Source organism: Methylicorpusculum oleiharenae, from assembly GCF_009828925.2.
GTDB classification, from domain to species: Bacteria; Pseudomonadota; Gammaproteobacteria; order Methylococcales; family Methylomonadaceae; genus Methylicorpusculum; species Methylicorpusculum oleiharenae.
Map to the genome: position 1 here is coordinate 1,041,119 of NZ_WUTY02000001.1, position 25,082 is coordinate 1,066,200.

At 41.8% G+C, this 25,082-nt stretch carries 25 protein-coding genes and 1 pseudogene; 14 read left to right on the forward strand and 12 right to left on the reverse strand.

Translation table 11 applies throughout. From position 1 onward, the window contains the following. Position 1: 1 nt before the first annotated feature. From GO003_RS04895 to rpmH, 8 genes are all read right to left on the reverse strand, one after another. Positions 2 to 295: a helix-turn-helix domain-containing protein gene (locus tag GO003_RS04895; protein ID WP_159659503.1), complete on the reverse strand. Its 294-nt coding sequence runs from the start codon at positions 293 to 295 to the stop codon at positions 2 to 4. Between the two features lie 106 nt (positions 296 to 401). Beyond that, a complete protein-coding gene (locus GO003_RS04900; protein WP_159659504.1) occupies positions 402 to 890 on the reverse strand; it encodes a hypothetical protein in 489 nt (162 codons plus the stop codon). Then, positions 880 to 2,016: a site-specific integrase gene (locus GO003_RS04905; RefSeq protein ID WP_159659505.1), complete on the reverse strand. Its 1,137-nt coding sequence runs from the start codon at positions 2,014 to 2,016 to the stop codon at positions 880 to 882. The genes GO003_RS04900 and GO003_RS04905 overlap by 11 nt, the downstream gene beginning before the upstream one ends. A gap of 184 nt (positions 2,017 to 2,200) precedes the next feature. Then, positions 2,201 to 3,547 carry a tRNA uridine-5-carboxymethylaminomethyl(34) synthesis GTPase MnmE gene (gene mnmE / locus GO003_RS04910; protein ID WP_206444833.1) on the reverse strand — a complete coding sequence of 449 codons (1,347 nt, stop codon included), beginning with the start codon at positions 3,545 to 3,547 and terminating at the stop codon, positions 2,201 to 2,203. A 6-nt stretch (positions 3,548 to 3,553) separates the two neighbouring features. Next, the gene (gene yidC, locus GO003_RS04915) at positions 3,554 to 5,257 is read right to left on the reverse strand and encodes a membrane protein insertase YidC (protein WP_159659506.1); all 1,704 of its coding nucleotides are present in this window, start codon (positions 5,255 to 5,257) and stop codon (positions 3,554 to 3,556) included. Then, complete coding sequence (yidD, locus tag GO003_RS04920) at positions 5,250 to 5,483, reverse strand: membrane protein insertion efficiency factor YidD (protein WP_159659507.1); 234 nt, start codon at positions 5,481 to 5,483, stop codon at positions 5,250 to 5,252. The genes yidC and yidD overlap by 8 nt, the downstream gene beginning before the upstream one ends. Further along, on the reverse strand, positions 5,465 to 5,830 hold the full coding sequence (gene rnpA, locus GO003_RS04925) for a ribonuclease P protein component (protein ID WP_159659508.1): 366 nt from the start codon (positions 5,828 to 5,830) through the stop codon (positions 5,465 to 5,467). Before rnpA ends, yidD begins: the two co-directional genes overlap by 19 nt. A 3-nt stretch (positions 5,831 to 5,833) precedes the next feature. After that, on the reverse strand, positions 5,834 to 5,968 hold the full coding sequence (gene rpmH / locus GO003_RS04930) for a 50S ribosomal protein L34 (protein WP_159659509.1): 135 nt from the start codon (positions 5,966 to 5,968) through the stop codon (positions 5,834 to 5,836). A gap of 162 nt (positions 5,969 to 6,130) precedes the next feature. Between rpmH and dnaA the strand changes: the two genes are divergently transcribed. From dnaA to GO003_RS04990, 13 genes and pseudogenes are all read left to right on the forward strand, one after another. After that, on the forward strand, positions 6,131 to 7,447 hold the full coding sequence (dnaA, locus tag GO003_RS04935) for a chromosomal replication initiator protein DnaA (RefSeq protein WP_159659510.1): 1,317 nt from the start codon (positions 6,131 to 6,133) through the stop codon (positions 7,445 to 7,447). A 187-nt stretch (positions 7,448 to 7,634) separates the two neighbouring features. Further along, positions 7,635 to 8,735 carry a DNA polymerase III subunit beta gene (gene dnaN, locus GO003_RS04940; RefSeq protein ID WP_159659511.1) on the forward strand — a complete coding sequence of 367 codons (1,101 nt, stop codon included), beginning with the start codon at positions 7,635 to 7,637 and terminating at the stop codon, positions 8,733 to 8,735. A 19-nt stretch (positions 8,736 to 8,754) separates the two neighbouring features. After that, positions 8,755 to 9,843 carry a DNA replication/repair protein RecF gene (gene recF, locus GO003_RS04945; RefSeq protein ID WP_159659512.1) on the forward strand — a complete coding sequence of 363 codons (1,089 nt, stop codon included), beginning with the start codon at positions 8,755 to 8,757 and terminating at the stop codon, positions 9,841 to 9,843. 27 nt (positions 9,844 to 9,870) lie between these two features. After that, positions 9,871 to 12,288 carry a DNA topoisomerase (ATP-hydrolyzing) subunit B gene (gyrB, locus tag GO003_RS04950; RefSeq protein ID WP_159659513.1) on the forward strand — a complete coding sequence of 806 codons (2,418 nt, stop codon included), beginning with the start codon at positions 9,871 to 9,873 and terminating at the stop codon, positions 12,286 to 12,288. Between the two features lie 125 nt (positions 12,289 to 12,413). Beyond that, on the forward strand, positions 12,414 to 12,872 hold the full coding sequence (locus tag GO003_RS04955; RefSeq protein ID WP_206444834.1) for a type I restriction endonuclease: 459 nt from the start codon (positions 12,414 to 12,416) through the stop codon (positions 12,870 to 12,872). After that, positions 12,847 to 13,317, forward strand: a complete 471-nt coding sequence (locus tag GO003_RS04960) for a hypothetical protein (protein ID WP_206444835.1) — start codon at positions 12,847 to 12,849, stop codon at positions 13,315 to 13,317. Before GO003_RS04955 ends, GO003_RS04960 begins: the two co-directional genes overlap by 26 nt. 100 nt (positions 13,318 to 13,417) lie before the next feature. Continuing rightward, a pseudogene (locus GO003_RS04965) lies at positions 13,418 to 13,774 on the forward strand (DEAD/DEAH box helicase family protein); the annotation flags it as partial. 105 nt (positions 13,775 to 13,879) lie between these two features. Further along, complete coding sequence (locus GO003_RS04970; RefSeq protein ID WP_206444836.1) at positions 13,880 to 14,065, forward strand: hypothetical protein; 186 nt, start codon at positions 13,880 to 13,882, stop codon at positions 14,063 to 14,065. Continuing rightward, complete coding sequence (locus tag GO003_RS04975) at positions 14,017 to 15,174, forward strand: type I restriction enzyme subunit R domain-containing protein (protein ID WP_206444837.1); 1,158 nt, start codon at positions 14,017 to 14,019, stop codon at positions 15,172 to 15,174. The genes GO003_RS04970 and GO003_RS04975 overlap by 49 nt, the downstream gene beginning before the upstream one ends. Beyond that, a complete protein-coding gene (locus GO003_RS04980) occupies positions 15,137 to 15,529 on the forward strand; it encodes a hypothetical protein (RefSeq protein WP_159659514.1) in 393 nt (130 codons plus the stop codon). The genes GO003_RS04975 and GO003_RS04980 overlap by 38 nt, the downstream gene beginning before the upstream one ends. Before the next feature lie 143 nt (positions 15,530 to 15,672). Further along, positions 15,673 to 16,506 carry an HsdM family class I SAM-dependent methyltransferase gene (locus GO003_RS26120; protein WP_269144340.1) on the forward strand — a complete coding sequence of 278 codons (834 nt, stop codon included), beginning with the start codon at positions 15,673 to 15,675 and terminating at the stop codon, positions 16,504 to 16,506. Continuing rightward, entirely contained in the window at positions 16,499 to 17,026 is a 528-nt protein-coding gene (locus tag GO003_RS26125) for an N-6 DNA methylase (protein ID WP_206444839.1), read from the forward strand. The genes GO003_RS26120 and GO003_RS26125 overlap by 8 nt, the downstream gene beginning before the upstream one ends. A 479-nt stretch (positions 17,027 to 17,505) precedes the next feature. Further along, positions 17,506 to 18,210 carry a restriction endonuclease subunit S gene (locus tag GO003_RS04990; RefSeq protein ID WP_231088824.1) on the forward strand — a complete coding sequence of 235 codons (705 nt, stop codon included), beginning with the start codon at positions 17,506 to 17,508 and terminating at the stop codon, positions 18,208 to 18,210. Here GO003_RS04990 and istB read toward each other — a convergent pair. The 3 genes from istB to GO003_RS05005 are packed head-to-tail and all read right to left on the reverse strand — an operon-like array spanning position 18,161 to position 20,109. Beyond that, the gene (gene istB, locus GO003_RS04995) at positions 18,161 to 18,901 is read right to left on the reverse strand and encodes an IS21-like element helper ATPase IstB (RefSeq protein WP_231088825.1); all 741 of its coding nucleotides are present in this window, start codon (positions 18,899 to 18,901) and stop codon (positions 18,161 to 18,163) included. The two genes, GO003_RS04990 and istB, sit on opposite strands and share 50 nt — an antisense overlap. A gap of 18 nt (positions 18,902 to 18,919) precedes the next feature. Next, entirely contained in the window at positions 18,920 to 19,192 is a 273-nt protein-coding gene (locus GO003_RS05000; protein WP_231088826.1) for a hypothetical protein, read from the reverse strand. A 44-nt stretch (positions 19,193 to 19,236) separates the two neighbouring features. Beyond that, complete coding sequence (locus GO003_RS05005; RefSeq protein ID WP_407942074.1) at positions 19,237 to 20,109, reverse strand: IS30 family transposase; 873 nt, start codon at positions 20,107 to 20,109, stop codon at positions 19,237 to 19,239. Positions 20,110 to 20,964: 855 nt separating this feature from the next. Here GO003_RS05005 and GO003_RS05010 point away from each other — a divergent pair. Beyond that, on the forward strand, positions 20,965 to 23,481 hold the full coding sequence (locus GO003_RS05010; protein WP_231088828.1) for an EAL domain-containing protein: 2,517 nt from the start codon (positions 20,965 to 20,967) through the stop codon (positions 23,479 to 23,481). A gap of 39 nt (positions 23,482 to 23,520) precedes the next feature. Here the strand turns inward: GO003_RS05010 and GO003_RS05015 are convergent, their stop codons facing one another. After that, positions 23,521 to 25,068 carry a GGDEF domain-containing protein gene (locus tag GO003_RS05015; protein ID WP_159655639.1) on the reverse strand — a complete coding sequence of 516 codons (1,548 nt, stop codon included), beginning with the start codon at positions 25,066 to 25,068 and terminating at the stop codon, positions 23,521 to 23,523. Positions 25,069 to 25,082 lie beyond the last annotated feature (14 nt).

Below are 25,082 nucleotides of genomic sequence, written 5' to 3' on the forward strand. Positions count from 1 at the left end.
ATTAAGCCCTCAATCCGTTAACGTGATTGATTGCCGCCTCTTCAATTTCTGAAACTGTTTTAACTCTTCGTTGTAGTAACCATGAATCTAACTCGTTTCTGTCGAAGTACAGCATTTTTCCGCGCGGTTTATAGTGCGGGATAGCCTGCGTTGAAGTGAGTTTGTAAATTTGAGAAAGACTTAGGCCCATGTAGGCGCTTGCTTCTTCAATGGTGAGTGCTGATTTATTTGATAATACCGCGGTGGTTAAAATATCTAGCCTGGACGCGATATCTTGCAAAGTGAGGGATGACATTTATTGACTCCGGTTTCATTTATTTGAAGGAGTCAGTAAATTAATGCTTGTATGGAATTTAAAAAACGAGCTAGTTTTTTCGTTTTTCTCTGCGGTAACAATTTTACTAAACAGGTTTCTCTAGCTGCCGTTCTACATCTCGCCGCAACTCATTAACTTGAATCGCCACTGGCTTCATCTTTGCAATAAATTCTTCTGCTGCCCTTTCCCCAACATGGCGAAGGCTAATAATTTCTTGGACTGCTTGCTTATGCCGTATCTCTTTTGCCACGTACGCGCAAACAATGCCAAACTCTTCAGAGTGAATTGTTTCATCATGAAGTCGTGCTTTGGCTCGCTTTTTGGCCTTCTTTTTTCTTAGGCCCAGCTCTTTTTTTAAATCAGCCCCAGCATAAACAACCGCCGCTAATGCGCGCATAGCTGCCAGCATTTCATCTTTTGAGATATCAGCCGTAAGATCATCTATTGGTGGCTCAGTGCCTAGCCTTTTGGCCTGAATCATATTGTTATAGGCTTTGTCGTGATTCGCACTGACCTTATCAACAAAGCCCTTTATTGCTTCAATATCGTAATAGTTAGAGCTGTTATCCGCCATAATTAAGCCCTATGTCCGGTATCTTGTGCATGGCGTCACGGCGTACACTGTCGATAACATCAGCGTAAATCTGTGTTGTTTTTACCTCAGAATGGCCTAAAAGCTTTGATACGGTGTAAATATCGGTGCCATTGCTTAAAAGTGAAACGGCGAAAGTATGACGACCAGCATGAAAGGTAACGTGCTTGCTTATCCCTGCCGCCATGCACCATTGAAGGAGTGCGACATTCATCCAGTTTGAATAACGCAAGCCTTCAAAGACACGTCCGGCCTTTTGCTGCTCGCCCATCAATTTAAAAGCCTGGGGGGTGATATCCAAGTATTGAAGGGTTTTTGTTTTTTGTTGACTGAATGTTATCCTGTGGCCGCCGTTTAAAATGCTCACCTGCTCCCAATCCAATTTTTGAATATCACTCCAACGTAAGCCGGTTACACAGCTAAATAAAAAGCCCCGTTTTAAAACTTCATAGCGGCAATCGGTAACAGCCAGCGCGCGCACCTCTTCAATGCTCAAATAAACCCGCTCAGATGTTTCGGCCTTGATGCCTGGAATTTCGGTTAATGGGTTTCGGTGCAGTATGCCCTTAGTCGCTGCCGTGTTGATTACAGTGCGTAATTTGTTGAAGTAGGTGCTTGCTGTGTTTTTGCTTAGCTTGTTGCCAGTTTTGCCGGTGGCCTTCTTTTCTAAATAGTCACGCGCTCCCGTTATCCATTCGGCGGTTATCTGCTCAAATGATAATGATTCATCAGGTGCGTATTTTTTCAGGTGGACTTTACAACCAAGCCATATTGAATGATTAGAACCGGTTTTATCCTTCATGATGCCGTCGAAAAACGGCCAGAATTGAGTCTTTGTTTTTACTGCATCAGTAAAGCCGTGCTGGCCTTGTGCTGCCTCGGTTATTCGTTTGGCGCGGATATTTTCAATTAGCTTTTCGGTGTCTTTGTTGTACTGCGTTTCTAGTGGATTTTTAGGTTTTGAGTAGAGAAATTGTTCTAACTGCTCAAGCTTTCGAGTGTGCTTGAGTTTGCCGTTTTCATCTGTATAGGAGCCGTACCAGTAAACAAGTCGAATGTTTAGCTTGTCGCCGGTTTTGTTGAGACGCTTTTCAATGGTAATCTTCATGGGGTTTACACCTCTTACACCTAAAATATGCCTGGGTGTAGTATGGGTGTAAAGAAAGGATAAGTAAAGGATAAAGAAAAGAAACTAAGAAGGGTGTTGATATTGTGTAAGTCTTTGTTATAAATATTGTTATTATCGTTTTATTGCTCTTTGTTTAGTCTTTGTTTTCACTGTTTAACAGGCTTTACTTTCCTATACAGAAGCTGGAAAAAATCTTTCCTAATAGGTCATCCGAACTAAATTCCCCGGTTATCTCAGTAAGACCTTGTTGAGCCAGCTTTAGGTCTTCTGCGACTAATTCACCTGCTTTGCTGTTTTTTAATTGCATTAAAGCGGATTGCACAAAATTTAAACTTTTTTGCAAAGCTTCTATATGCCTTCTTCTTGCTATAAATACATTTTCATTATTGCCTTTAAAACCGGCGCTTTCCTTTAAGTGTTGCTTCAATAACTCCATTCCTTGACCTGTTCTAAGGGATAGATAAATCTGTGTACCTTGTGTGGAATGACTAATTTCAGGGTCAACGCCTAACAGATCTATTTTGTTATAAATTTTTGTGATGTGGGCATCAGATGAAAAGCTGGCTACTATAGATTGGTGTTCGGGATCTTTTACATCAATTAAAAGCAATATTTCATCTGCCTTTTTGATTTCTTCATGAGCTCTTCGTATGCCTTCTTTTTCGACGGGATTATCGCTTTCTCTTAAACCGGCAGTATCGATGATATGTAACGGCATACCATCAATTTGGATTTTCTCTCTCAACACGTCACGTGTAGTACCGGCAATGTCAGTCACTATTGCCGCATCGTGGCCTGCTAAGGCATTCAACAAGCTGGATTTACCCGCATTGGGTTTACCTGCTAATACTATCGTATAACCGTCTCTTAATAGCCTTCCTTGATACGCTGTATTCAATATGGTTTGAATTTGATTGGCTATATTCTCAATCTTACTTTCCACCATACCATCTGATAGAAAATCTATCTCTTCATCAACAAAATCGATGGCGGCTTCTACATAGGCTCTCAACTCAGTCAGTTGGTCAACCATTTCGTTAATCTGCCTGGAAAATAATCCTTGTAAGGATTTCTGTGCTGAACGCGCTGATTGCTCTGTGCTGCTTTCAATCAAATCAGCAACCGCTTCAGCTTGCGCCAGATCAATTTTATTATTTAAAAATGCGCGTTCAGTGAATTCACCAGGCCTCGCAATACGGGCACCAAGCGATAAAACTCTTTTTAGCAAAATATCTAAAATTATTGAGCCGCCGTGAGCTTGAAGTTCTAAAACGTCTTCGCCTGTATAAGAGGCCGGGGCGGGAAAATACAGAGTGATACCCGAATCAATGATGGATCCGTCTTGATCACTAAAGGTTGTGAATAGCGCAAATCTGGCCTTTAGGGGCCTGTTGATGATTTGTTGGGCTATTTTTGTGACATCAGAGCCTGATACTCTAATGATGCCTACACCGCCGTTTCCCGGCGGTGTAGCGATTGCTGCAATGGTATCAACAGTTATAATATCCACACAGTATTACTTGGCTTCTTCTATTCCTTTGGTTATATACCATTGTTGAATGATAGATAACGTATTGTTAACGACCCAGTACATTACTAACCCGGATGGGAAGAAGAGGAAAAATACTGTAAATACAAGAGGAAACATCTTTATAATTTTTGCCTGTAATGGATCAATGGGAGCTGGATTCAAACTCTGCTGAATCTTCATCGTGATGCCCATTAAAATTGGCAAAATATAAAATGGATCTTGAGCAGATAAATCCTGCAACCACATTGCAAAAGGGGCTTGGCGAAGTTCCACCGTTTCTACTAATACCCAATATAACGAAATGAATACCGGTATTTGAACAAGAATTGGCAAACAACCGCCCAATGGATTCACTTTTTCCCGCTTGTATAAATCCATCATTTCTTTGTTAAACCGCTGCCTGTCATCAGCAAATCTCTCTTGAAGTTCTTTCAATCGAGGTTGGATTTTGCGCATTTTGGCCATTGAAATAAAACTGGCCTGTGACAGTTTAAAAAACAGTAATTTAATAGTAAGTGTTACGCCGATAATTGCAAAACCCCAGTTAGCGGTAAACCCGTAGATTTGGTTCAATAACCAGTAAATAGGTTTAGCTACAATTGTCAGCCAGCCATAATCAACCGTTAGCTCAAGACCCGTAGCAACTTTCTCTAACATAGGTTGAATTTTAGGACCTGCAAACAATTGTGCGGCAAATTCAACTTGCTGATTAGGTTCAACTGTTTTAATAGGCGAGTAAGAGCCTATGACATAGCGAAAGTCTTTAAGGTCTTTGGTATAAAAATTATTTTCTTCATCTTTAGGGGGTACCCAAGCAGCAGCAAAATAGTGCTGAATCATAGCGCTCCAACCGCCTAAAGTTTTGATCTCTAAATTTTCTTTAGCCATGTCGTCGAAGTCGACTTTTTGATATTTATCTTCGTCCGTGTAAACCACTCCTCCTGCATATGTTCTGATAAAGCTATTAGCAGATGCATCAGTATAAGGGGTTCTCAATAATTGGCTGTATTGCCGGCCAGACCAGGGAGTTGCACCATTATTTTTTACATTTTGAAGTAAGCTTATTTCGTAACTTCCTCTTTTTAATACCAGAGTCTTTGTTACGACCAAGCCTTTACCGTCAGTCCATGTCAGAGGGACTTCAATAGTGTCTTGCCCCTCTGTCATTTCATAATTATTCTTTTCGGCCGTGAACACACTATGGTGATTGGCAGCACTTAAAGTACTGTTTTCGGCAATCAAACCACTTTGTGCCAGAAATAATTTTTCTTTATCAGTATTGAAAAGACGAATAGGAGTGGTGTCTTTTACAGAAGGAGACAAGCCAAATGTTTCTCTGATTCTTTGAACAACAGTATTATATTTTTCTAAAGGATAGTTGATTAAATCAAGATTTTGTAAAGTTCCGCCTTGAGTATTGATCTCAAGTGCCAAGACATCCGTTTTTACTTTAATGATTTGTCCGGCAGTGGAAATAGAGGCCAAAGGCGCGTTTACGTCGCTCCTGTCTTGAGTTTGAGACAAATCAGACGAATCTACTGTTGCTGGTAAATCACCCTTAGTTGCTACTTCAGGCTGATCAGAGATTGCTACAGCAGGCTTTGGACCGTAATCAATTTGCCATGCTTGCCACAGCATGTAACTTATCATTGCAAAAATGACAATCAGTATAAATCTTATGTTATCCATTTTTTTTACCAAAATTTTTTGGAACTGGGTCAAATCCACCCTCATGAAAAGGGTGACATCTGAGTAATCTTCTGATCGTAAGATAGGAGCCTTTGGCCGCCCCATACACATGAAGCGCCTCTAAGGCATAACTTGAACAGCTTGGATGAAAACGACAGCTATTCCCTAGCAACGGACTTATAAAGTATTTATAAAACTTTATGACTGCTATGAGCAAGATTCGCATCGGGTTACCAACCTAAGCCAATGTTTTTCCAATGACTTTCTCAATACTTCTGGAGAAACATCAACTGCACTTCTTCGTGCTAAAACAACTATGTCAATATTGGATAACTTATGCTGTTGCATTCTAAAGCTCTCGCGAACTGTTCTTTTAAGTCTGTTTCTATCTACAGCTCGCTTAATGTTTTTTTTAGCAATTGCCAAGCCAAGCCTTGGGGAGTAAGTCTGATTGCTTATTGCTAGTAGCGTAAAATAGCTATCGCTTGACTTTACAGGATTGGCAAATACCTTTTTATATTCTGCTGGCTTCCTTAACCTTAAATAGGGAGGGAAACTTAATATCTTATTCAAAGACTAGACAGACAATTTGACACGGCCTTTCGCTCTGCGAGCGTTGAGAACTTTACGACCGCCTCTTGTTGCCATTCTTGCACGAAAACCATGAGTTCTTGCACGTTTGATTTTACTCGGTTGATAAGTTCTTTTCATTGGTCTGTATCCTGAAGAAGTGGTTGTTAATTAAAAACGGATAAAAAGATTCGGGATAATAAATCAGCTTGACCTATTTTGTCAATTAAACTGACTTTGTTTCATGTTACAATGACCCATATTTTGTCGTCACAACACTTAATCTGTTAATCAAAATTACTAATGAGCTCCATCTGGAATAACTGTCTAGTCAAACTTGAAAACGAAATAGCACCTTCCGAGTTCAGCACATGGATCAGGCCTTTACAAGCGCTGGAAAGCGACGATCATATCAAACTTTTGGCGCCTAACCGTTTTGTTCTTGATTGGGTTAAAGAACATCATTTAAATAAACTTGAAAATGCAATTGATGAATTTTCAAATGGTAATTTGACCTTAACGCTTGAAATAGGATCAAAAAAAACCCTTACATCTTTACCATTGCAATCTAATAAATCAAGTGAAACAAAAAAAGCCAGACCAAATTTTTTAAATCGCGCATTTACCTTTGATAATTTTGTAGAAGGAAAATCAAACCAGCTGGCAAAAGCTGCGTCCATTCAGGTTTCTGAAAATATTGGAAAAGCATACAATCCGCTTCTCATTTATGGCGCATCGGGATTAGGCAAAACCCATATGATGCATGCCATTGGCAATGCCATATTATTGAAAAATCCATCGGCTAACGTTGTCTATCTGCACTCAGAAAAATTCGTGCAGGACATGGTTAAAGCCTTGCAGCAAAATGCAATTAATACATTCAAAGAATATTATCGTGGAGTAGATACTCTGCTGATCGACGATATACAATTCTTTGCCGGAAAAGAGCGTTCGCAAGAAGAATTTTTCCATACGTTTAATACGTTATTGGAAAATAAGCACCAAGTCGTTTTAACCTGTGACAAGTACCCCAAAGAAATAGTAGGTCTTGAGGATCGCCTAAAATCAAGGTTTGGTTGGGGATTACCTGTTGCTATTGAGCCGCCTGATCTCGAAACAAGGGCTGCTATTCTTATGAAAAAGGCAGCTTTAGTCAATGTTGAGTTACCACAAGATGTAGCGTTTTTTATTGGTAAGCGAATTCCATCCAATGTACGAGACTTAGAAGGGGCTCTAAGAAGGGTTATTGCAAATTCCCAATTCACCGGCAGGGAAATTACAACAGAGTTTGTTAAAGAGGCCTTACATGACCTCATATCGCTTCAAGATAAATTGGTAAGCATTGAAAATATTCAGAAAACAGTGGCTGAATATTTTAAAATCCGTGTAGCTGATTTATCTTCAAAAAACAGGAGGCAATCTATAACCAGGCCAAGACAAATTGCGATGACCCTGGCAAGAGAGCTTACCTCTCATAGTTTTCCTGAAATTGGTGAAGCGTTTGGCGGCCGTGATCATACCACTGTCATTAACGCCTGCAAGAGAATTGCCGAGTTAAGAGATTCGGATTCAAAAATAGAAGAAGATTATTTGAACCTGTTGAGAACTTTGTCTCATTAACTGTGAACAAGCTGTGATTATTTGTGATTTAAAAATGCATTGATTTTTAACCATTGTTTGTTAAGTGGTTATACACAGGGTTTTATACAACTTATTAAGTTACATAAACTATTGATTATAAAATATATTATGAGATTAGTAACAGAAATTCAATGGTTTAATAGTAATAATAAAATATTTTAAGAATATGAAATTTATTATTAATAGAGAACAATTACTTATTCCATTGCAGCAAATTGTCAGTGTTATTGAAAAAAGACAGACTATGCCAATTCTGTCAAATGTGTTTATGAAATTAACATCTGATAATTTGGAATTAATAGGGACAGATCTCGAAATTCAAATTATGGCAAATATAAAAATTGATATTTCGACAGAGCCTGGCGAAACAACAATTCCCGCCCGTAAGTTGTTGGATATTTGTCGCTTATTACCTAGTCAGGCTGAGATAAAATTTGAGCTTACAAATGACAAAATGAAAGTTCTTTCTGGGCGAAGCCGGTTTTCGTTAAGTACTTTGCCCGCAGAAAATTATCCTGAGTTTTCTGAAACCCCTCTTGAAAATCAATTTGATATCAATGCCGGCCTGCTAAAAGTGGCTTTGGAAAAGACTGTTTTTTGCATGGCTAATCAAGATGTGCGTTATTACTTGAATGGTTTGATGCTTAATATTTCTAATTCTAAAATTCGGATAGTTGCTTCAGATGGGCATCGTTTATCTGTTTATGAAAATGAATTACAGTCGCCCACCGGATATGAGGCAAGAATAATCATTCCTAGAAAAGGCGTAATGGAATTGCTGCGTCTACTGGATGATCCTGAAACGGATCTATTAGTACAATTTTCTTCAAACAATATTAAAGTTGCCATAAAAAATATTGTTTTTTCTGCAAAATTGGTTGACGCACGTTATCCCGACTTTAATAAAGTATTTCTCCAGGATTTTCGTAACCCCATTTATGTCCAAAGGCAAATTCTCAAAGATGCACTAACCCGCGTTGCTATTTTGTCTAATGAAAAATACAAAGGTATTTCTTTAGAGATATCGCCTAACAGTTTAAAGATTTCAGCGCATAACCCAGAACATGAAGAGGCTGAAGAAGAATTATTTATTGAATATCAAGATGAGCTAACCATCTCATTCAACGCGCAATATTTACTTGATGCCGTAAGTAATATGGATTCTGAATTAGCTGTTATTTCAATAGCAAGCAACTTGAGTAGTTGCATTTTTGAAGAACCCGTAGCTCAGCCTTATCGATATATTGTTATGCCCATGCGCCTCTAAGTGGATAGATTTGTAATTTATGAGTTTACAGAAACTCACTATTTACAATGTTAGAAACATTCAAAAAGCCACACTGATACCTTCACCTGGCCTTAATCTGATATTTGGCAAAAATGCTGGTGGTAAAAGTGCGTTACTTGAAGCTATTTTTCTGCTGGGTCGTGCCCGGTCATATAGGACTTCAACGATTAGACACGCCATCAAGCATGACGAAAATCAACTCACCGTAAGCGGAAACGTCTTATTAAAAAACGGGATTAATTGTCAACTAGGCATACGACTGGATGGAAAATCCAGTGAAATACGAATCAATCATCAGTCTCAACAATCTAGAGATCTTTTGGCTTATTCCTTACCTATTTTGTTGATTGATCCTAAAAGTTATCGTTTGCTTGATGCTGGAGCGCAAATTAGAAGAGAGTTTATTGACTGGGGTATTTTCAATAGGAATGAACATTTTTTAATCGCTTGGCGTAACTACAAGCGTGCTTTGCAACAGCGAAATGCCTTGTTAAAAATGAGAAACTTCAAGCAATTGGAAATATGGAATAATGAATTAGTTAATTACGGCACTATCGTAAACGAATATAGACAACTTTATGTTCAGAATTTATTGCCCGTTTTTAAAGACGTTTTAACTCAATTCATTGCTCTTGATGATTTAACCTTTTCGTTTCAATTAGGTTGGGATAAAAGTAAAGGTTTTTTATCGAGTCTTAACAATGATCTTGAAAAAGATATACGCTATGGTTTTACACATAGCGGTCCTCATCGGTCAGATTTGTTATTGATGATTGGTCAACGTTTGGCCAAGGACTTTGTTTCAAGAGGGCAACTAAAGTGTATTGTTTTGGCTCTTAAACTGGCCCAAATTAAACTTATGGTTATGGAACATAAAAATAATGGCTGTATTTTAATTGATGATTTCACTGCTGAATTAGATTGGGTGAATCGAAATAAATTACTTAGCTATCTCTCGCAACTTAGTTTTCAAGTTTTTCTAACTGCCTCTGAAGTTAATGAATTTGGTGACATTAGTAGACTTATCAATTTCAAAATGTTTCACGTGGAACAGGGCGAAATTGATGAAGTTAATGGTTTCACGTGAAACATTACAATAATAAAAGTATAAAACATGACAGAAAATAATAATCAGCAATATGACAGTACGAGTATTCAGGTTCTCAAAGGTTTAGATGCAGTCAGAAAAAGACCAGGTATGTATATAGGTGATACTGACGATGGATCGGGTTTACATCATATGGTTTTTGAAGTAGTCGATAATTCAATCGACGAAGCACTGGCAGGACATTGTAAAGAAGTTAAAGTCATTATTCACAGCAATGGATCAGTGACAGTTACTGATGATGGACGAGGCATCCCAGTTGATATTCATGAAGAAGAGGGTCGTTCTGCTGCGGAAGTTATTATGACGGTTTTGCATGCGGGTGGTAAATTTGATAGCAACTCCTACAAAGTATCAGGTGGATTACATGGCGTAGGGGTTTCTGTTGTAAACGCATTATCAGAAGAGCTAAATCTTGAGGTCAGGAAAAACGGACAGTTGTATAAACAAAAATACATTCTGGGTGAACCGGTTGCTCCATTAGCTGCAGTCGGCGAAACAGAGGGAAGCGGAACAAAAATTAATTTTAAGCCTAGTCCACAAATATTCGCAGATGTTGAGTTTCATTATGATATTTTGGCGAAAAGGCTAAGAGAGCTATCATTTCTTAACTCAGGGGTAAGAATCAGTTTGGAAGACGAACGCACAGATAAAAAAGATGTGTTCGAGTTTGAGGGTGGAATAGGCGCATTTGTTGAGCATCTGAATAAAAATAAAACACCTTTGTTTCCAGATGTATTTCATTTTATAGCAGAAAGGGAAGGCGTAACGATTGAAGTCGCAATGCAATGGAATGACTCATACCAGGAAAATGTATTTTGCTATACCAACAACATTCCTCAACGTGAAGGTGGAAGCCATTTAGCCGGATTTAGAGGAGCATTAACTCGAACTATCAATCAGTATATTGAATCGAGTGGCATTGCAAAAAAAGAAAAAGTTGCAACTTCCGGCGATGATTCAAGAGAAGGATTGACAGCTGTATTATCAGTTAAGGTTCCGGATCCCAAGTTTTCTTCGCAAACAAAAGATAAGCTGGTTTCGTCGGAAGTAAAACCATTAGTCGAATCTGCTATGAATGAAAAGTTTCAGGAATTTCTGTTAGAGCATCCTCAAACCGCTAAAACAATTATAGGAAAAATTATTGAAGCTGCGCGTGCTCGGGAAGCAGCAAGAAAAGCACGCGAAATGACACGCCGAAAAACCTCATTGGATATAGCCGGCTTGCCAGGTAAATTAGCCGATTGTCAGGAAAAAGACCCGGCATTATCAGAATTATTTATAGTGGAAGGAGATTCAGCGGGCGGTTCTGCAAAACAGGGGCGAGACAGGCGTACGCAAGCGATATTGCCTTTGAAGGGTAAAATATTAAATGTAGAAAAAGCCCGTTTCGACAAAATGATTTCTTCAGAAGAAGTAGGGACATTGATAACAGCTTTAGGCTGTGGAATAGGCAAGGATGAATACAATTTAGCAAAACTTCGGTATCACCGCATCATCATCATGACAGATGCAGACGTTGACGGCTCTCATATCAGAACCTTATTACTGACATTCTTTTATAGACAATTGCCCGAGATAATTGAAAAAGGGTACATCTATATTGCTCAGCCCCCTTTATATAAAGTTAAAAAGGGAAAACAGGAGCATTACGTTAAAGATGACGCCGGTTTAAATGAATATTTAATCCAAATGGCTTTGGATAAAGCACAGTTGTTTACCGTCCCAAATGCCCCGCCAATTCAAGGGCAAGGGCTTGAAAAACTGGCTAAACAGTATGTAGAGGTGGTTAGCATAATCAATCGATTATCGCGAAAGTACGACGATATTTTTCTGGAAAATATTGTATATATGCCTGTCATTACCGATGAAATCAAGCAAAGCAAAGGAGAATTAGTTGCATGGATAGGACAGCTGGAATCGCTATTATTAAAATCAGTTGAAAAATCACTCTTTAATATTGAATTGGATTACCGTTCCGTGGATGATTTTTCAATCATTGTGAATAAAAGGCTACATAGCAATACCAAAACATTTGTTTTGCAGAATAGTTTTTTCACAGGTAATGATTATCGAAAATTTGCCCAATATGCAGTAGATACTTACAGTATGTTCAGCGATGACTCCTTCATTCAGATGGGTGAGAAGAAACAGAATATAAATAGTTTTAAAGAAGCGTTTGATTGGATGATGAGGGAAGTAAAAAAAGGTCAGCATATACAGCGTTATAAAGGGTTGGGAGAGATGAACCCCGAACAACTTTGGGAAACGACGTTAGATTCGAACAGTCGCAGATTACTCAGAGTAAGAATAGAAGATGCTATTGCTGCGGATGAGATTTTTACAACCTTGATGGGTGATGTTGTTGAGCCTCGTAGAGATTTTATTGTTAAAAATGCATTGGACGTGACTAATTTAGATGTTTAGGAAATGAATTATCATGTCAGATTCATAATGTATTGGGTGTGTTTTGAAATGGACCCAAAATTGCTGACCACATCTGATTTAGACGGCGCTGGTTAAATAAGCTTAACTTTCTTATAAGGGATTACATGAAGTTCACTGAAGACACGCGCGTCAAGATTCCAGTCATCCTGCATTTGGTTCGCCTCAGTTACCAATACTTATCGCTGAAGGAACAGCGATGGGATTTGGAATCCAACCTCTTTCCCGATTTGTTTAAATCCGCAATCAGCAAGATCAATCCCGGCGTGGCCGATGCCGATGTTGATCGTATGTGGGTAGATGTGAAACTCGCTTTAGACAACGATGATCTTGGTCAAGCTTTCTACAACAAGCTTACGGACCGTTCCGGTACCAGGCTGATCGACTTCGAGAACATCAACAATAATGACTCTCATGTCGTGACCGAACTGACCTACCAAAACGGTGATGAAGAGTTTCGACCTGACATCACATTGCTAATCAACGGCATGCCTTTGGTGTTCATTGAGGTTAAAAAACCTAATAACCGTGAGGGGTATAGTGACGGAACGAGACCGTATCAATAAACGGTTCGAAAACCCCAAATTCAAGTGCTTTGCAAACATCACCCAGTTGGTGATCTTCTCTAACAACATGGAGTATGACGACGCCGATGTCCAACCAATTCAGGGTGCGTTTTATGTCACTCCTTCTTATCAAGAGGCCAAATTCAACTACTTCCGCGAAGAAGAAAAGTTGAATTTAACAGCATTGCTCAAGCCCATATCAGACGAGATGGAACACAAAGTCTTGAAAGACAATAACCTTGAAGTCATCCCTAGCAATCTGGAATTCATCACCAACAAAGACCCCAACGGGCAGACCAATCGCACTTGCACCTCGTTGCTAAGCCGCGAGCGGCTGGCTTTCATGCTGCGCTACGCAGTGGTCTTCGCGCATGAAACCGAAGGCGTACAAAAACATGTCATGCGTTACCCGCAGTTATTCACCACCAAAGCCATTGAGCGGTAAACTTAACGTAGGGATTAAAAAAGGCATCATGGCACACCCAAGGCAGCGGTAAAACAGCATTGGCCTACTTTAACGTACGCATTTTGACCGATTACTTTCAACAGCGGCAAATCGTCCCAAGTTCTATTTCATCGTCGATCGGATTGATCTGTTGACTCAGGCGCACCGGGAATTTACCAGTCCCGGTTTGACCGTGCATACCATCAACTCGCGCGAAGCTTTCAGCAGCGACATCAAAGCGACACAAGTCATTCACAACCATTCCGGCAAGCCTGAGATCACAGTCGTCAATATACAAAAATTCAAGGATGACCCGGATGTAGTATCTAGCAAGGATTATGACGTCGCCATTCAGCGGGTTTACTTTCTGGACGAAGTACACCGCAGCTACAATCCGAAGGCAGCTTCTTGGCCAATCTGGATCATTCCGATCGCAATGCGGTCAAAATTGGCCTGACGGGCACACTGCTGCTAGGAGACGATTACAACTCGCGCACTCTGTTCGGCGACTACATTCACTAGTATTACTACAACGCCTCGATTGCCGACGGTTGGTTACAACTTGCGATTGATTCGGGAAGAGATTGCAACCCACTATAAAATTGCCCTGCAAAAGGCACTGGCGGAAGCGGAAGTAATGCAAGGCGACGTCGACAAAAAACGGGTCTATGCCCATCCCATCCCGCCTTCGTTGAACCAATGCTTGAATACATCGTCACTGACTTCGAAAAAAGTCGTGGCGCCTTGAGCTATGCCAGCATCGGCGGAATGGTGATCTGCGACAGTGCGGAACAGGCCCGGCAATTGTTCGAGCTATTCAATGCCCAATACGCAAAAGCCCCAATTCCGGCAGAAGCAGCTGCCAATGACTCCGACTTTCCCAGGCTAAAACAGGCGGCAGAAGAGACGGGCATTTATCGTGTCAAACACAAACAAGACAACAAGGTCAGATCGGCAGCCTTGATTCTGCATGATGTCGGCAGCAAGGATGAACGCAAGGTCTGGGTGGAAGACTTCAAGGCGGGCAAGATCGACTTCTTGTTCGTGTATAAAATGCTGCTGACAGGCTTTGATGCCAACCGCCTGAAGAAACTCTACCTGGGACGGGTAATACGCAAACACAACCTGTTACAAGACTTGACGCGGGTCAACCGCACCTACAAAGACTTTCGCTACGACTACGTGGTGGACTTTGCCGACATCCGCAAGGAGTTCGATGCCACCAACAAAGCCTATTTCGACGAATTGCAAGCCGAACTCGGCGACGAGATGGAGCATTACTCCCACTTGTTCAAATCCCAGCAAGAAATCGCTACCGAAATCGAACACATCAAGGACGTATTGTTCCGTTACGATACCGAAAACGCTGAAGTGTTTTCCCGGCAGCTCAATGAAATCCATGATCGGGAAACCGTACTGGCTTTGAAAAAGGCCCTGGCCGATGCCAAAAGTCTGTACAACCTGATCCGCTTGCAGGGTGAATACGGCTTTTTGGAAACGCTGGATTTTCAAAAACTCAATCAACTCTACCGGGAAACGAGCAACCACCTGGATTTACTCAATCTCAAGGAAATCCTGGAACAAGGTACAGACACCACTAATCTGCTGAACGTGGCGCTTGAAGAAGTGATCTTCAACTTCATCATAATCGGCGAAGAAGAGCTGGTACTGGCCGACAAGCTGAAAAAACACCCTGCGCCGCACCCGCGAAGCGCTGGCCAGCAATATCGACCAGCAAGACCCCACGTTCGTCACTTTAAAAGAAGAGCTGGTGCGCTTGTTCAAGAAAAAGAATCTATCCGAAGTCACCCAAGACGAAATGACCGCCAACATCGATGCCCTCAACAAAATCCATGAGCGCATCAAAGAACTGAACCGGCAGAATAATCAACTGCGGCAGAAATACCAAGGCGATGCCAAATACACCCGGATCCACAAACGTCTAACCGAGCGCGGTGGCATTTCAGATTCCGAACGCAAAATTTTCGAAGCGCTGATTGGCATAAAACAGGATGCCGACGAGCAAGTGTTGCAAAATACCCGGATATTGGATAACGAAAGCTATTTCGAGCGGGCGATGATGCCGTTGGTCATTAGTCGCTTTATGGATCAACAACACATCACACTCAACCCGGACGCCTCACGTTTCATCAATCATCTGGTTGTCGCGGATTATCTGAAAGAATTTAATACCGGAGCAAGTCATTGGTAGAGCAGAGATTTCAACAAAAAACCAAAGCCCTGATCGACAGCCTGAAAAGCATCTGCGCCAACTATAGCCTGGGCAATGACGGCAATGAATTCAAGATCATTACCCAAACGTTTCTCTATAAATTCTTAAACGACAAGTTCGCCTTGGAAGCCAAAAAGCTCGATGAAACCATCGCTAATGCTGATCAATGGGAAGCCGCGCAGACTCAACTCAGCGAAGACAATCTGGAAATGCTGCAAATGCGCATGGGCCCGGATACCGCGCTCCTGAAACCCAGCCATTTCATCAATTACCTGTTCAGCCAGCAAAACGCACCGGATTTCGCCAAGCTGTTCGACGACACTCTGATGGATATCGCCATCAGCAATAACGACGTATTCGCGGTCAAAACCGACGGCGGCGCCAAGGTAGTGCTGTTCGATCGCCTCAGTAACTATATCGCCGACGATTCCAAACGTGATAATTTTTGTCGCGCAATTATCAACAAACTGGTGGAATTTAGTTTCGAGCGTATCTTCACCCAGAAGTTTGACTTCTACGCCACGATCTTCGAATACCTGATCAAGGACTACAACAGCAACAGCGGCGGCAAGTATGCCGAATATTTTACTCCGCATGCGGTGGCGCGGATCATGGCGGAAATTCAGGTGCCCAAAGCCCAGCAAGGTCAGATCAAAAACGTCAGCGTTTACGACCCTTCCGCCGGTTCCGGCACGCTGCTGATGAATGTGGCCCACGCCATCGGCGAAAACCGGTGCAGCATTTACACTCAGGATATCTCGCAAAAATCTTCCAATCTGTTACGCCTGAACCTGATCCTGAATAACCTGGTGCACTCCATTCCGCAAGTGATCCAGGGCAACACCTTGCTGCATCCCTACCATAAGGATGGCAGCGAGCTAAAACGTTTCGATTACATCGTTTCCAACCCGCCCTTCAAGCTGGATTTTCAGCGATTACCGCGACGAGTTGGATAGCAAAGCCAACCAGCAGCGCTTCTTTGCCGGCATCCCCAAGGTCAAAGCCAAAGCCACGGACAAGATGGAAATTTACCAATTGTTCCTGCAGCACATCATTTACTCGCTTAATACAGGTGGCAAGGCGTCCGTGGGAGTGCCGACCGGCTTTATCACTGCCCAAGCCGGCATCGACAAAGGTATTCGTCGGCATCTGGTCGAACATAAAATGTTGGCCGGCGTGGTGTCCATGCCCAGTAATATCTTCGCGACTACCGGTACCAATGTTTCCATTCTGTTTATTGACGCCGGCAATAAAGATAAAGTCGTGCTGATCGACGCTTCCAATCTGGGGCAGAAAGTTAAAGGAGGTAAAAACCAGAAAACCGTTCTCAGCCCGGAAGAAGAGCAGCGCATCATCAACGTCTTCAATGTCAAGCAGGCGGAAGAAGATTTTTCGGTGGTGGTTGGTTACGACGACATCATCGCCAAAAATTACTCACTCAGCGCCGGGCAGTATTTTGATGTGAAGATTGAATAAGTCGATATAACTCCGGAGCAGTTTGCGGCTAAGATGCGGATGTTTAATGACAATTTGGACAGTTTGTTCAGTCTGTCGCGGGAGTTGGAAGCTCAAATTAAAAGGCAGTTGGCGGGTTTGCGGTATGAATAAAAGACGTACCGTAAAATTAGGAGATGAAGTCGATTTTTTAACTGGGTTTCCGTTTGAAAGCAAAAATTACTCAAACCGGACTGACGATATTAAGCTTTTGGGTGAAGACAATATTATTCAAGGCAATTAGCGCTGGAACGATGTAAAGCGTTGGCCTAAGACTGATTTATCAAACTATCAATCTTACCAACTACAAGCTAATGACATTGTACTTGCAATAGATCGGCCTTGGACTGGTGCAGGATTAAAGTTTTCGGCAGTTTCTAAAAGTGATTTACCTTGTTTATTGGTGCAACGTACCGCAAGAATGCGTGGTGGAAATAACTTAGATAATCGGTACTTATAACTTGAATCCAAGTGTTGTTGGTAGTCCTCGGTTTTCAAAATACATCCAAAAAATAACCACTGGTTCTCTTGTTCCTCATATAAGTAGTAGGCAAATTAAAGAATTTTATTTTGACTTACCGTCCCTTATGGAACAAAAAATCATTGCTGGTGTTCTCTCGACGATAGATGCCAAAATCGAACTCAACAACCGCATCAACGTCGAGTTGGAAGCGATAGCTAAGACTTTGTATGACTTTCGGTTTGTGCAGTTCGACTTTCCCTACGATTTCGCCCAAGGCAAGCCCGCCTCCAACGGCAAACCCTACAAATCCTCCGGCGGCAAAATGGTCTACAACCCAACCCTAAAACGGGAAATCCCCGAGGGGTGGAATGCAACGCCTTTGTCATCTATAACCAATGTCAGCAATGACTCTCTTAATCCCGCAGATACCCAGGAAAAATCATTTAAGCACTTTAGCATTCCAGTTTTCGATGCAACAAATACCTATGGCGTAGAACTGGGTGAAACTATTGGGAACAATAAATTCACAGTTGAAAAAACTGATCTTTTGGTTTCAAAGCTTAACCCGTGGTTTAATCGTGTTGTCTTGTCAATGGCCAACACAATTGAGCCATTTTCGGCCATTAATTTTGAGCCACTTTTCCAGAGAAAAATTAATTATTCAGCTTTGATTTCAGTCGATAGCTTTCCCCTCCCAGCATAAAAATGTGTGAATGATGGATGATTCTGTCCACGATGGTTACGGCGACATTACCGTCAAAGAAGAACTCTCCCCAGTGGGTAAATTCCTTGTTCGTCGTCAAGATGATGGACCGGTATTCATACAAGGCGTTAATCAGTTGAAACAGGTTATGCATGCCTTGTTTGTTCATAGGCAGATAGCCGAGTTCATCGATGATTAACAAATCAAATTTCAGTAGCTGATTAATCTTCTTTTTCAGCTCGCCTTTTAATTCCGCTAATTCCAGGGCTTCAATCAAGGTCAGCGCCGTACTGAAATACACTTTGTAACCGGACGCTATGGCCTTAAGGCCCAGGCCAATAGCCAGATGTGTTTTACCGACGCCCGGTGAACCAATGAACACGACGTTTTCCCTGTTATCAAGGAAACCAAAGTCTAAAAGACTGTTCACCTCCCGTTTGCTGATGCTGGTTTGAAAGACGTAATCAAAGTCATCCAGGCTTTTATGCACGGGAAAGCCCGCCCGCCGTTGGTTTTGTTCAATACGCTTGCCATTCCTCTGCTGTAGCTCTAGCTCTATCAAGGTCTCTGCAAAATGCAGATAGGAGACCGCATGGGTTTCAGCTTGGCCAAGCACCGTCTCCAAACCTTGGGCAATAGCCGATAGGTACAAGCCGCGATATTTATGGGCAACGCTATCAATGGACGACATGGCTGCCTCCCTGACCGGTTAATTGGCCATTAAGGACAGCTTAATGCGCCAAGGCGCTGGCTGCCTGGGCAGGGTCAGGTTGTGCCCCACCCTTGCTGCGGACACGCGTTCAGGATTCAATTGGTAAGCATCGAGCAGCGCGCGGAACTGAGTCGCCGTTAAGCGCGGTGCCGTCAGAATACGCGCTAACAAATCAGCGTTTATAGCACCGTAGTTCACCAGATGGGCGGCGATGATCTGCTTGGCGCCCACTAACTGATCCTTGTAGATTTTCGGTGAGGTGGCCTTCAATAGCGCGCATAACCGCTGACTGGCACGCGCGCCCAACTGCTGTTCTAGTGCGGCTTCCAGCGCCTCAACACGCTGCTGCCTATCCCGGTAATGATGGGTGTTTTTAATGAGCTGTGACCTTTCTCCAGGCAGATAACGTGTTCAGCAATCCTGTCACCGCTGGCCAGATCAGTAATCAGCAGTTGCCCTGCATGAACCGCTACACCTACCTTGGCGGATTGATAGGCCATGGGCACCGAGTATTTATTCGATTGCCAGGAAATCAGGCTGGTTTTATCAACCTGTCGGGTTTCGGAGGCTACCGCCTGATGCGGTAAGCAGGCAGGCGTCAAATAAGACTGCATTTTGTCTTTTTCTTCCCGGTCATAATGCACTTGAGGCTGTTGCTGTGTTGAACCATGGAGACGCTGATTAGCAAGGGTATCCAGCCAATCCTTTAAATAGTTTTCCAGTGCCTGCCAATCGTTGAATTCTTCACCATAGAAGCCATTCTGTTTGACATATTTAACCCCGGCTTCCACATGATTTTTACCGATTACGGTATCAATCTCCCAATCGCCGACACGGCTCTTCTCGTCAACAATCGCCGGTCTTTCTGCAATGCCGACACGTCCGACAATCTGCCCCCGTTTGTCTTTCGAGCCATATTTCTTGCGGCGCTTCTTGTGGGCTTGGCGCAGGTGCTTATACAGATCGCCTCCCGCTCGTTTGTCCGTCCAAATATGCTGATAGATCCGTTCATGATTGAGGCGAGTGCCGTGCTCCTTGTCCAGCCATCCCGAAACTTGCTCAGGACTCCAATCCAGGCGCACTTGGGCTTCAATTAAGCTAATCACTTGCGCAGTCTTTAACTGCCTTAACGGCTTGCTGTTTGCGTCTGTCCGATTTGATCTGGGCCTGTTTAGGACGATATCCACGTAACCCGCGATTACGGGTTAGCTCACCACGGCTGACCGTACCCTCAGAGACGCCAATGATCTCGGATTTGTCTGTCCCGCTTTCAATAAGGCGGCAATCTGGTATCTTTGTGCTTCGGTCAACTGTTTGTAGTCTGTCATCGCTTATCCATCTTTGGTCGGATTGAGAAGGGGGTGGCACTACAACAGTTGACCCCCTTCTTAATCATTCAAAATGAATTGCACTTGTTAGTTGAATCCGCGGGATTATTTGAAGCTATGTGTGAATGAATAGATGCCGTCGTTCCGGCAGGGATTGCCAGGGTCCAGAAGCCATGGATGGCAAAGGCTGTAACACGTCCTTATGCCCTGGATACCGGCAATCCCTGCCGGTAGACGCACCTGCTACGATCAACGCCTCACGCTTATGACAGTCTTCGAAAGAGTTCTGAGCTAATGGTATTTTTTGGTCATTAACTGTGTTTTTTTGTTTAACCGGCAGGGATTAAATCACATTGAATTTACAAATAAACATTTCTCTCCTCATGCTCTTTACAGCAAATTCCGCCCAATAAATTCCAAACAGAAATTAAAACGGGCAAACTCAAAAAGGTTTAAAAGTTGATAAATAACGTTTATAAAGAGGAGTTTATATATGTTTTGCGAAACTTTGTTGATTACAAACTAAAATTAGATCTATAGAGTCAGTAACAAACAACCGTTGTATTTATCAGACAACTCATTCAGTTGGTTTGTGGTTTTAGATATTTGAATAAGCTAGTTACCAATGTCTTTTTTACGAAATAAAGCACTAGAGTTTTACCTCGAAAATGACATTGTCCTGTGTTTGTTAATTAACCAATAACTATGAGTCTTATGGAAATAGTGTACCTAGAAGATAGCTCGGTTAATTCGAATGTGCCTCCTGTATTAAATGCAAACATAAACGAAGTCTATTTGATTGATAGGGTTACGTCGCTGGTTGATGCAATAAAACGTCTTGAGCAATATCCGCGTTATCAGGCAGTTCTTCTTGATTTTAAACTTCCAGCTAAAGACAGTTTGGAATTATTGAGTTATATACGATCAAACGGCATACCGCTAGCAGTGATTGTTATAACCGAAACAAGTGATTTTGAATCAGTAATAACTGCATTTAAAGCCGGTGTAGATGATTATTTATCAAATGATACAGACTTTGAAACTCATTTTCCGGTTAAGCTAAAAGCCGTGTTGACACGATCAAATGAGCGTAAAGATGAAAGTTATTTTTATGAAAAGAAGGTGGAAATTCTGAAAAAAGTAAAAGATCAATCTGAATTATCACTTGAACAACAGACATTAAAAGCTTCGCCTGATAGGCTGAGGAATTTGTTGGCTGCCAGCCCGATTGTTTTGTACACATTGAAGATTAACGATTCAACGTACAGCACCAGTTGGATAAGCGAAAATATTGTTAAGGATTTCGGTTATAGTCAGATAGAGGCGTTAGCCCAGGATTGGTGGATAAAAAAAATTCATCCGGACGACAGAAAAAGAGTGATAGTAAAAGTTGATTCTCTTCTTGCTGAAGGTCACTCTGTTCTTGAATACCGGTTTTTTAATAAACAAGGTGAGTTTCGTTGGGTTCGCGACGACTTTAATGTTTTATATGATGATAACGGTGAGCCGGTCGAGATTTTAGGCGCATGGTTGGACATAACTGAACAAAAATTGGCGCTAGAGGCATTAAAGCGATCTGCTGCGGTCTTTGAAAATACCAAGGACGGTGCAGTAATTACGGATCTTTCATCGATCATTGTGGCCGTGAATCCGGCGTTTTGTGAAATCACCGGTTACAAGGCTGAAGAGGTTTTGGGTAAGTGCACGAGTATCCTTAGGTCCTGCCGGCATGACAATAAGTTTTACCATGATTTATGGGAAGATTTAATTAACAATGGTCACTGGCAGGGGGAGATTTGGAATCGACGAAAAAATGGCGAGCTATATCCCCAGTTTCTAAGTATCAGCACTATTCATGACGAGTTAGGCCACGCTTCGAATTATGTGGGTGTTTTTACTGATATCAGCCAAATAAAACAGTCAAAAGAACGCCTGGAACATTTAGCTCATTATGATCCACTGACGCATTTACCTAACCGCTTGTTGATACAGTCAAGACTAAAACATGCACTTGAAGTTGCTCAGCGTCATGATAATCGCATAGCGGTTTTATTTATTGATCTGGATCATTTTAAAACGGTTAATGACAGCATGGGTCACCCGATAGGTGATGAATTACTGGCAACGGTCGCACAACGATTAAATAAGCGGCTCAGAGAGGAAGACAGTTTAGGGAGATTGGGTGGAGACGAGTTTTTAGTGGTCATTGAACAAATGGAAAAAACGCTGGATGCCGTCGAATTGGCTTTATCGCTATTAGATCGTATTGCGGAACCTTTTACCTTAAGTAATGGCCAGACGGTTTTTATTGGCGCAAGTATTGGTATCAGTTTGTTTCCGGATGATGCGGACTCTGTGACTGAGTTGATTCAGCATTCCGATTCGGCGATGTATCTGGCTAAAAATCAGGGGCGAAATACCTACCGGTTTTATACGGAAGATCTTACGCGCTTGGCAAATGAACGCCTTAATTTGGAAAGCCGTTTAAGACGTGCGCTGGAAAGAAAAGAGTTCTTTTTACAATATCAGCCTTTAATTGCCGATTTGACGCATGAAATTGTCGGTGTTGAGGCGTTATTGCGTTGGAATGATCCAGAGTTTGGGATTATTTCACCTAATCAATTCATTCCGTTGACTGAAGAAACCGGGCTGATCATCATATTAGGCGAGTGGGTTCTGCTTAATGCATGCGCACAAGCTAAAGCATGGCTGGATAACGGTCGTCCTCCTCTGTATGTCGCTGTAAATTTATCACCGGTTCAATTTAGAAATCAGGATATGGTCTGTCTGATAAAAAAAGCACTGGATGAAACCGGACTGCCGGCAGAATATTTGGAACTAGAAATTACAGAAGGCATTTTAATGGAGCAAGCGGATCAGGCTCTGATAACCCTGGCAAATTTAAAGACATTAGGCGTAAGTCTTGCTGTGGATGATTTTGGAACAGGTTATTCATCACTTTCTTATCTGAAGCGTTTTCCTTTGGACAAGCTCAAAATTGACCGGAGTTTTGTTGATGGTTTGGGAACTGACGAAAATGATCAGGCGATAGTAAAAGCAGTAATCGCAATGGGCCACAGTCTTGGAATCAAAACATTGGCGGAAGGTGTAGAGACAACTCAGCAACTCAACATACTCAAGCAGTTAGGTTGTCAATTTTATCAAGGGTATTTGTTCGGTAAACCTATGATGCCTGGGGATATTGAAAAAGTTGAAAAAATTTATTTATGATTTAGGCACGTTATTTAATTCGCACTACATTGCTATGGCTTAGCCAATAATGCATTGGTTTCGGCCATTGTTTTTTGCCTGATACAAAGCTTGGTCTGCTCTTTCGAAGACGGTCTCCGGGACATCGTTATCTTTGAAATCACTGATGCCGCTGGAAATGGTAATTTCAATTGTTTTACCACTCGATAAAAAACGAGTCCTTTCTATAATCATTCTTAATTTATTGGCGAGAGTTAGTGCTGACTCACTGTCAGTATTTGGCAGCAACATAGTGAACTCCTCTCCGCCAAAACGACATAGGAAGTCAGAATTACGGCAATTTTCACTCAATAATTGCGCTATGATCTTAAGCGTTTTATCACCAGCCTTATGTCCGAATGTGTCATTGATTTTTTTAAAATTATCGATATCCCAAATAATGAGTGACAGCGGTGTTTTATAACGAAGCCAGCGTGAAAATTCGGTTTCCATGCGTTCATCGAAAGAAATACGATTACCTATGCCGGTAAGCGGGTCTCGTAATGCCTTATTGTGAGCCATCACTAAACTTGATTTGAGTTCTACAGCTTCGGTTTCCATTTTCAGAATACGGCAGCTAAGCTCATCCAATTGCTTTTCTGCAAATAGCCTCTGTTGTTCTTCTTGTTCACGATGCAGCTTTATTTGTTGAGCTATGGCTTCAAGCCGCATACTAATGATTTGTTTTAATGGATCAAGATTGGTTGCACTTGCGGATGTTTTTTGCAAGTCTTGCATCTGCTCGGCGACAAACTGATCCAGTTTGTTTCGGCTTAATGTGGATTGGTGTGAAGCGGCATTGGCATCACTGGCTTGTAAGCCCAGTTCAGTCAGTTGATCGGTGATATAAGACAAAAACTCCTGAATATCATTTTGTTCCAATTCCATGTGATTTTTGATGGAAACCAATAAAGACACAAACTGATTTAACAGTGATTTAAGCGACGCAGCATTATGAGATGTTTGTAGCTGATCTCGCAGAAGCTGTGCTCGTGCCTCAAACTCAAAGGGAACTTCAAGGTCGTTGAGTAAAATCAACAATTGGCTGCATACCGTTTTTGTTGCAATTCTCTCCGTTGAATCTACAGATTCCGGGGCATGTAGTTCTTTGCTATCGCTGGTGGGTTCTGTGACTGCCAATAGTGCATTGAACAAATCATTGCGAGATTTAAACTCATTATGATGTTGTTTCTTCTCAATTTGCCTGAATGCTTCAACTTTCGTTTCATCTGAATAAAGCGTAACCAGAAATTCGAATAGCAAGGATGTGACTTCCGCACTATCCGGCTCCTCAATTTCATTCAGCGTTAAAACTGCTCTGGTCAGTGCTTCTAAATCTTGTTTTAGCTGGGTATTTTGTAATCCGGATTTAACAGCGTTATAAATCTTGTCGATGTAGGGATCAAGGGGCTTTTGGAAGCCCTTTGCGATTAAAGCCAGTCTTACAACTGTTTTACAGAGAAGTTCTTCATTCTCAACGCTCAGTTTTTCGGCTAATTCTTGCTGATCGAGAAGGTTTAGGTACTTCTCTTTCCATTTATCTTCATCACTTTTATTAAAAAAGTTCATAAAGCTGACCTCTG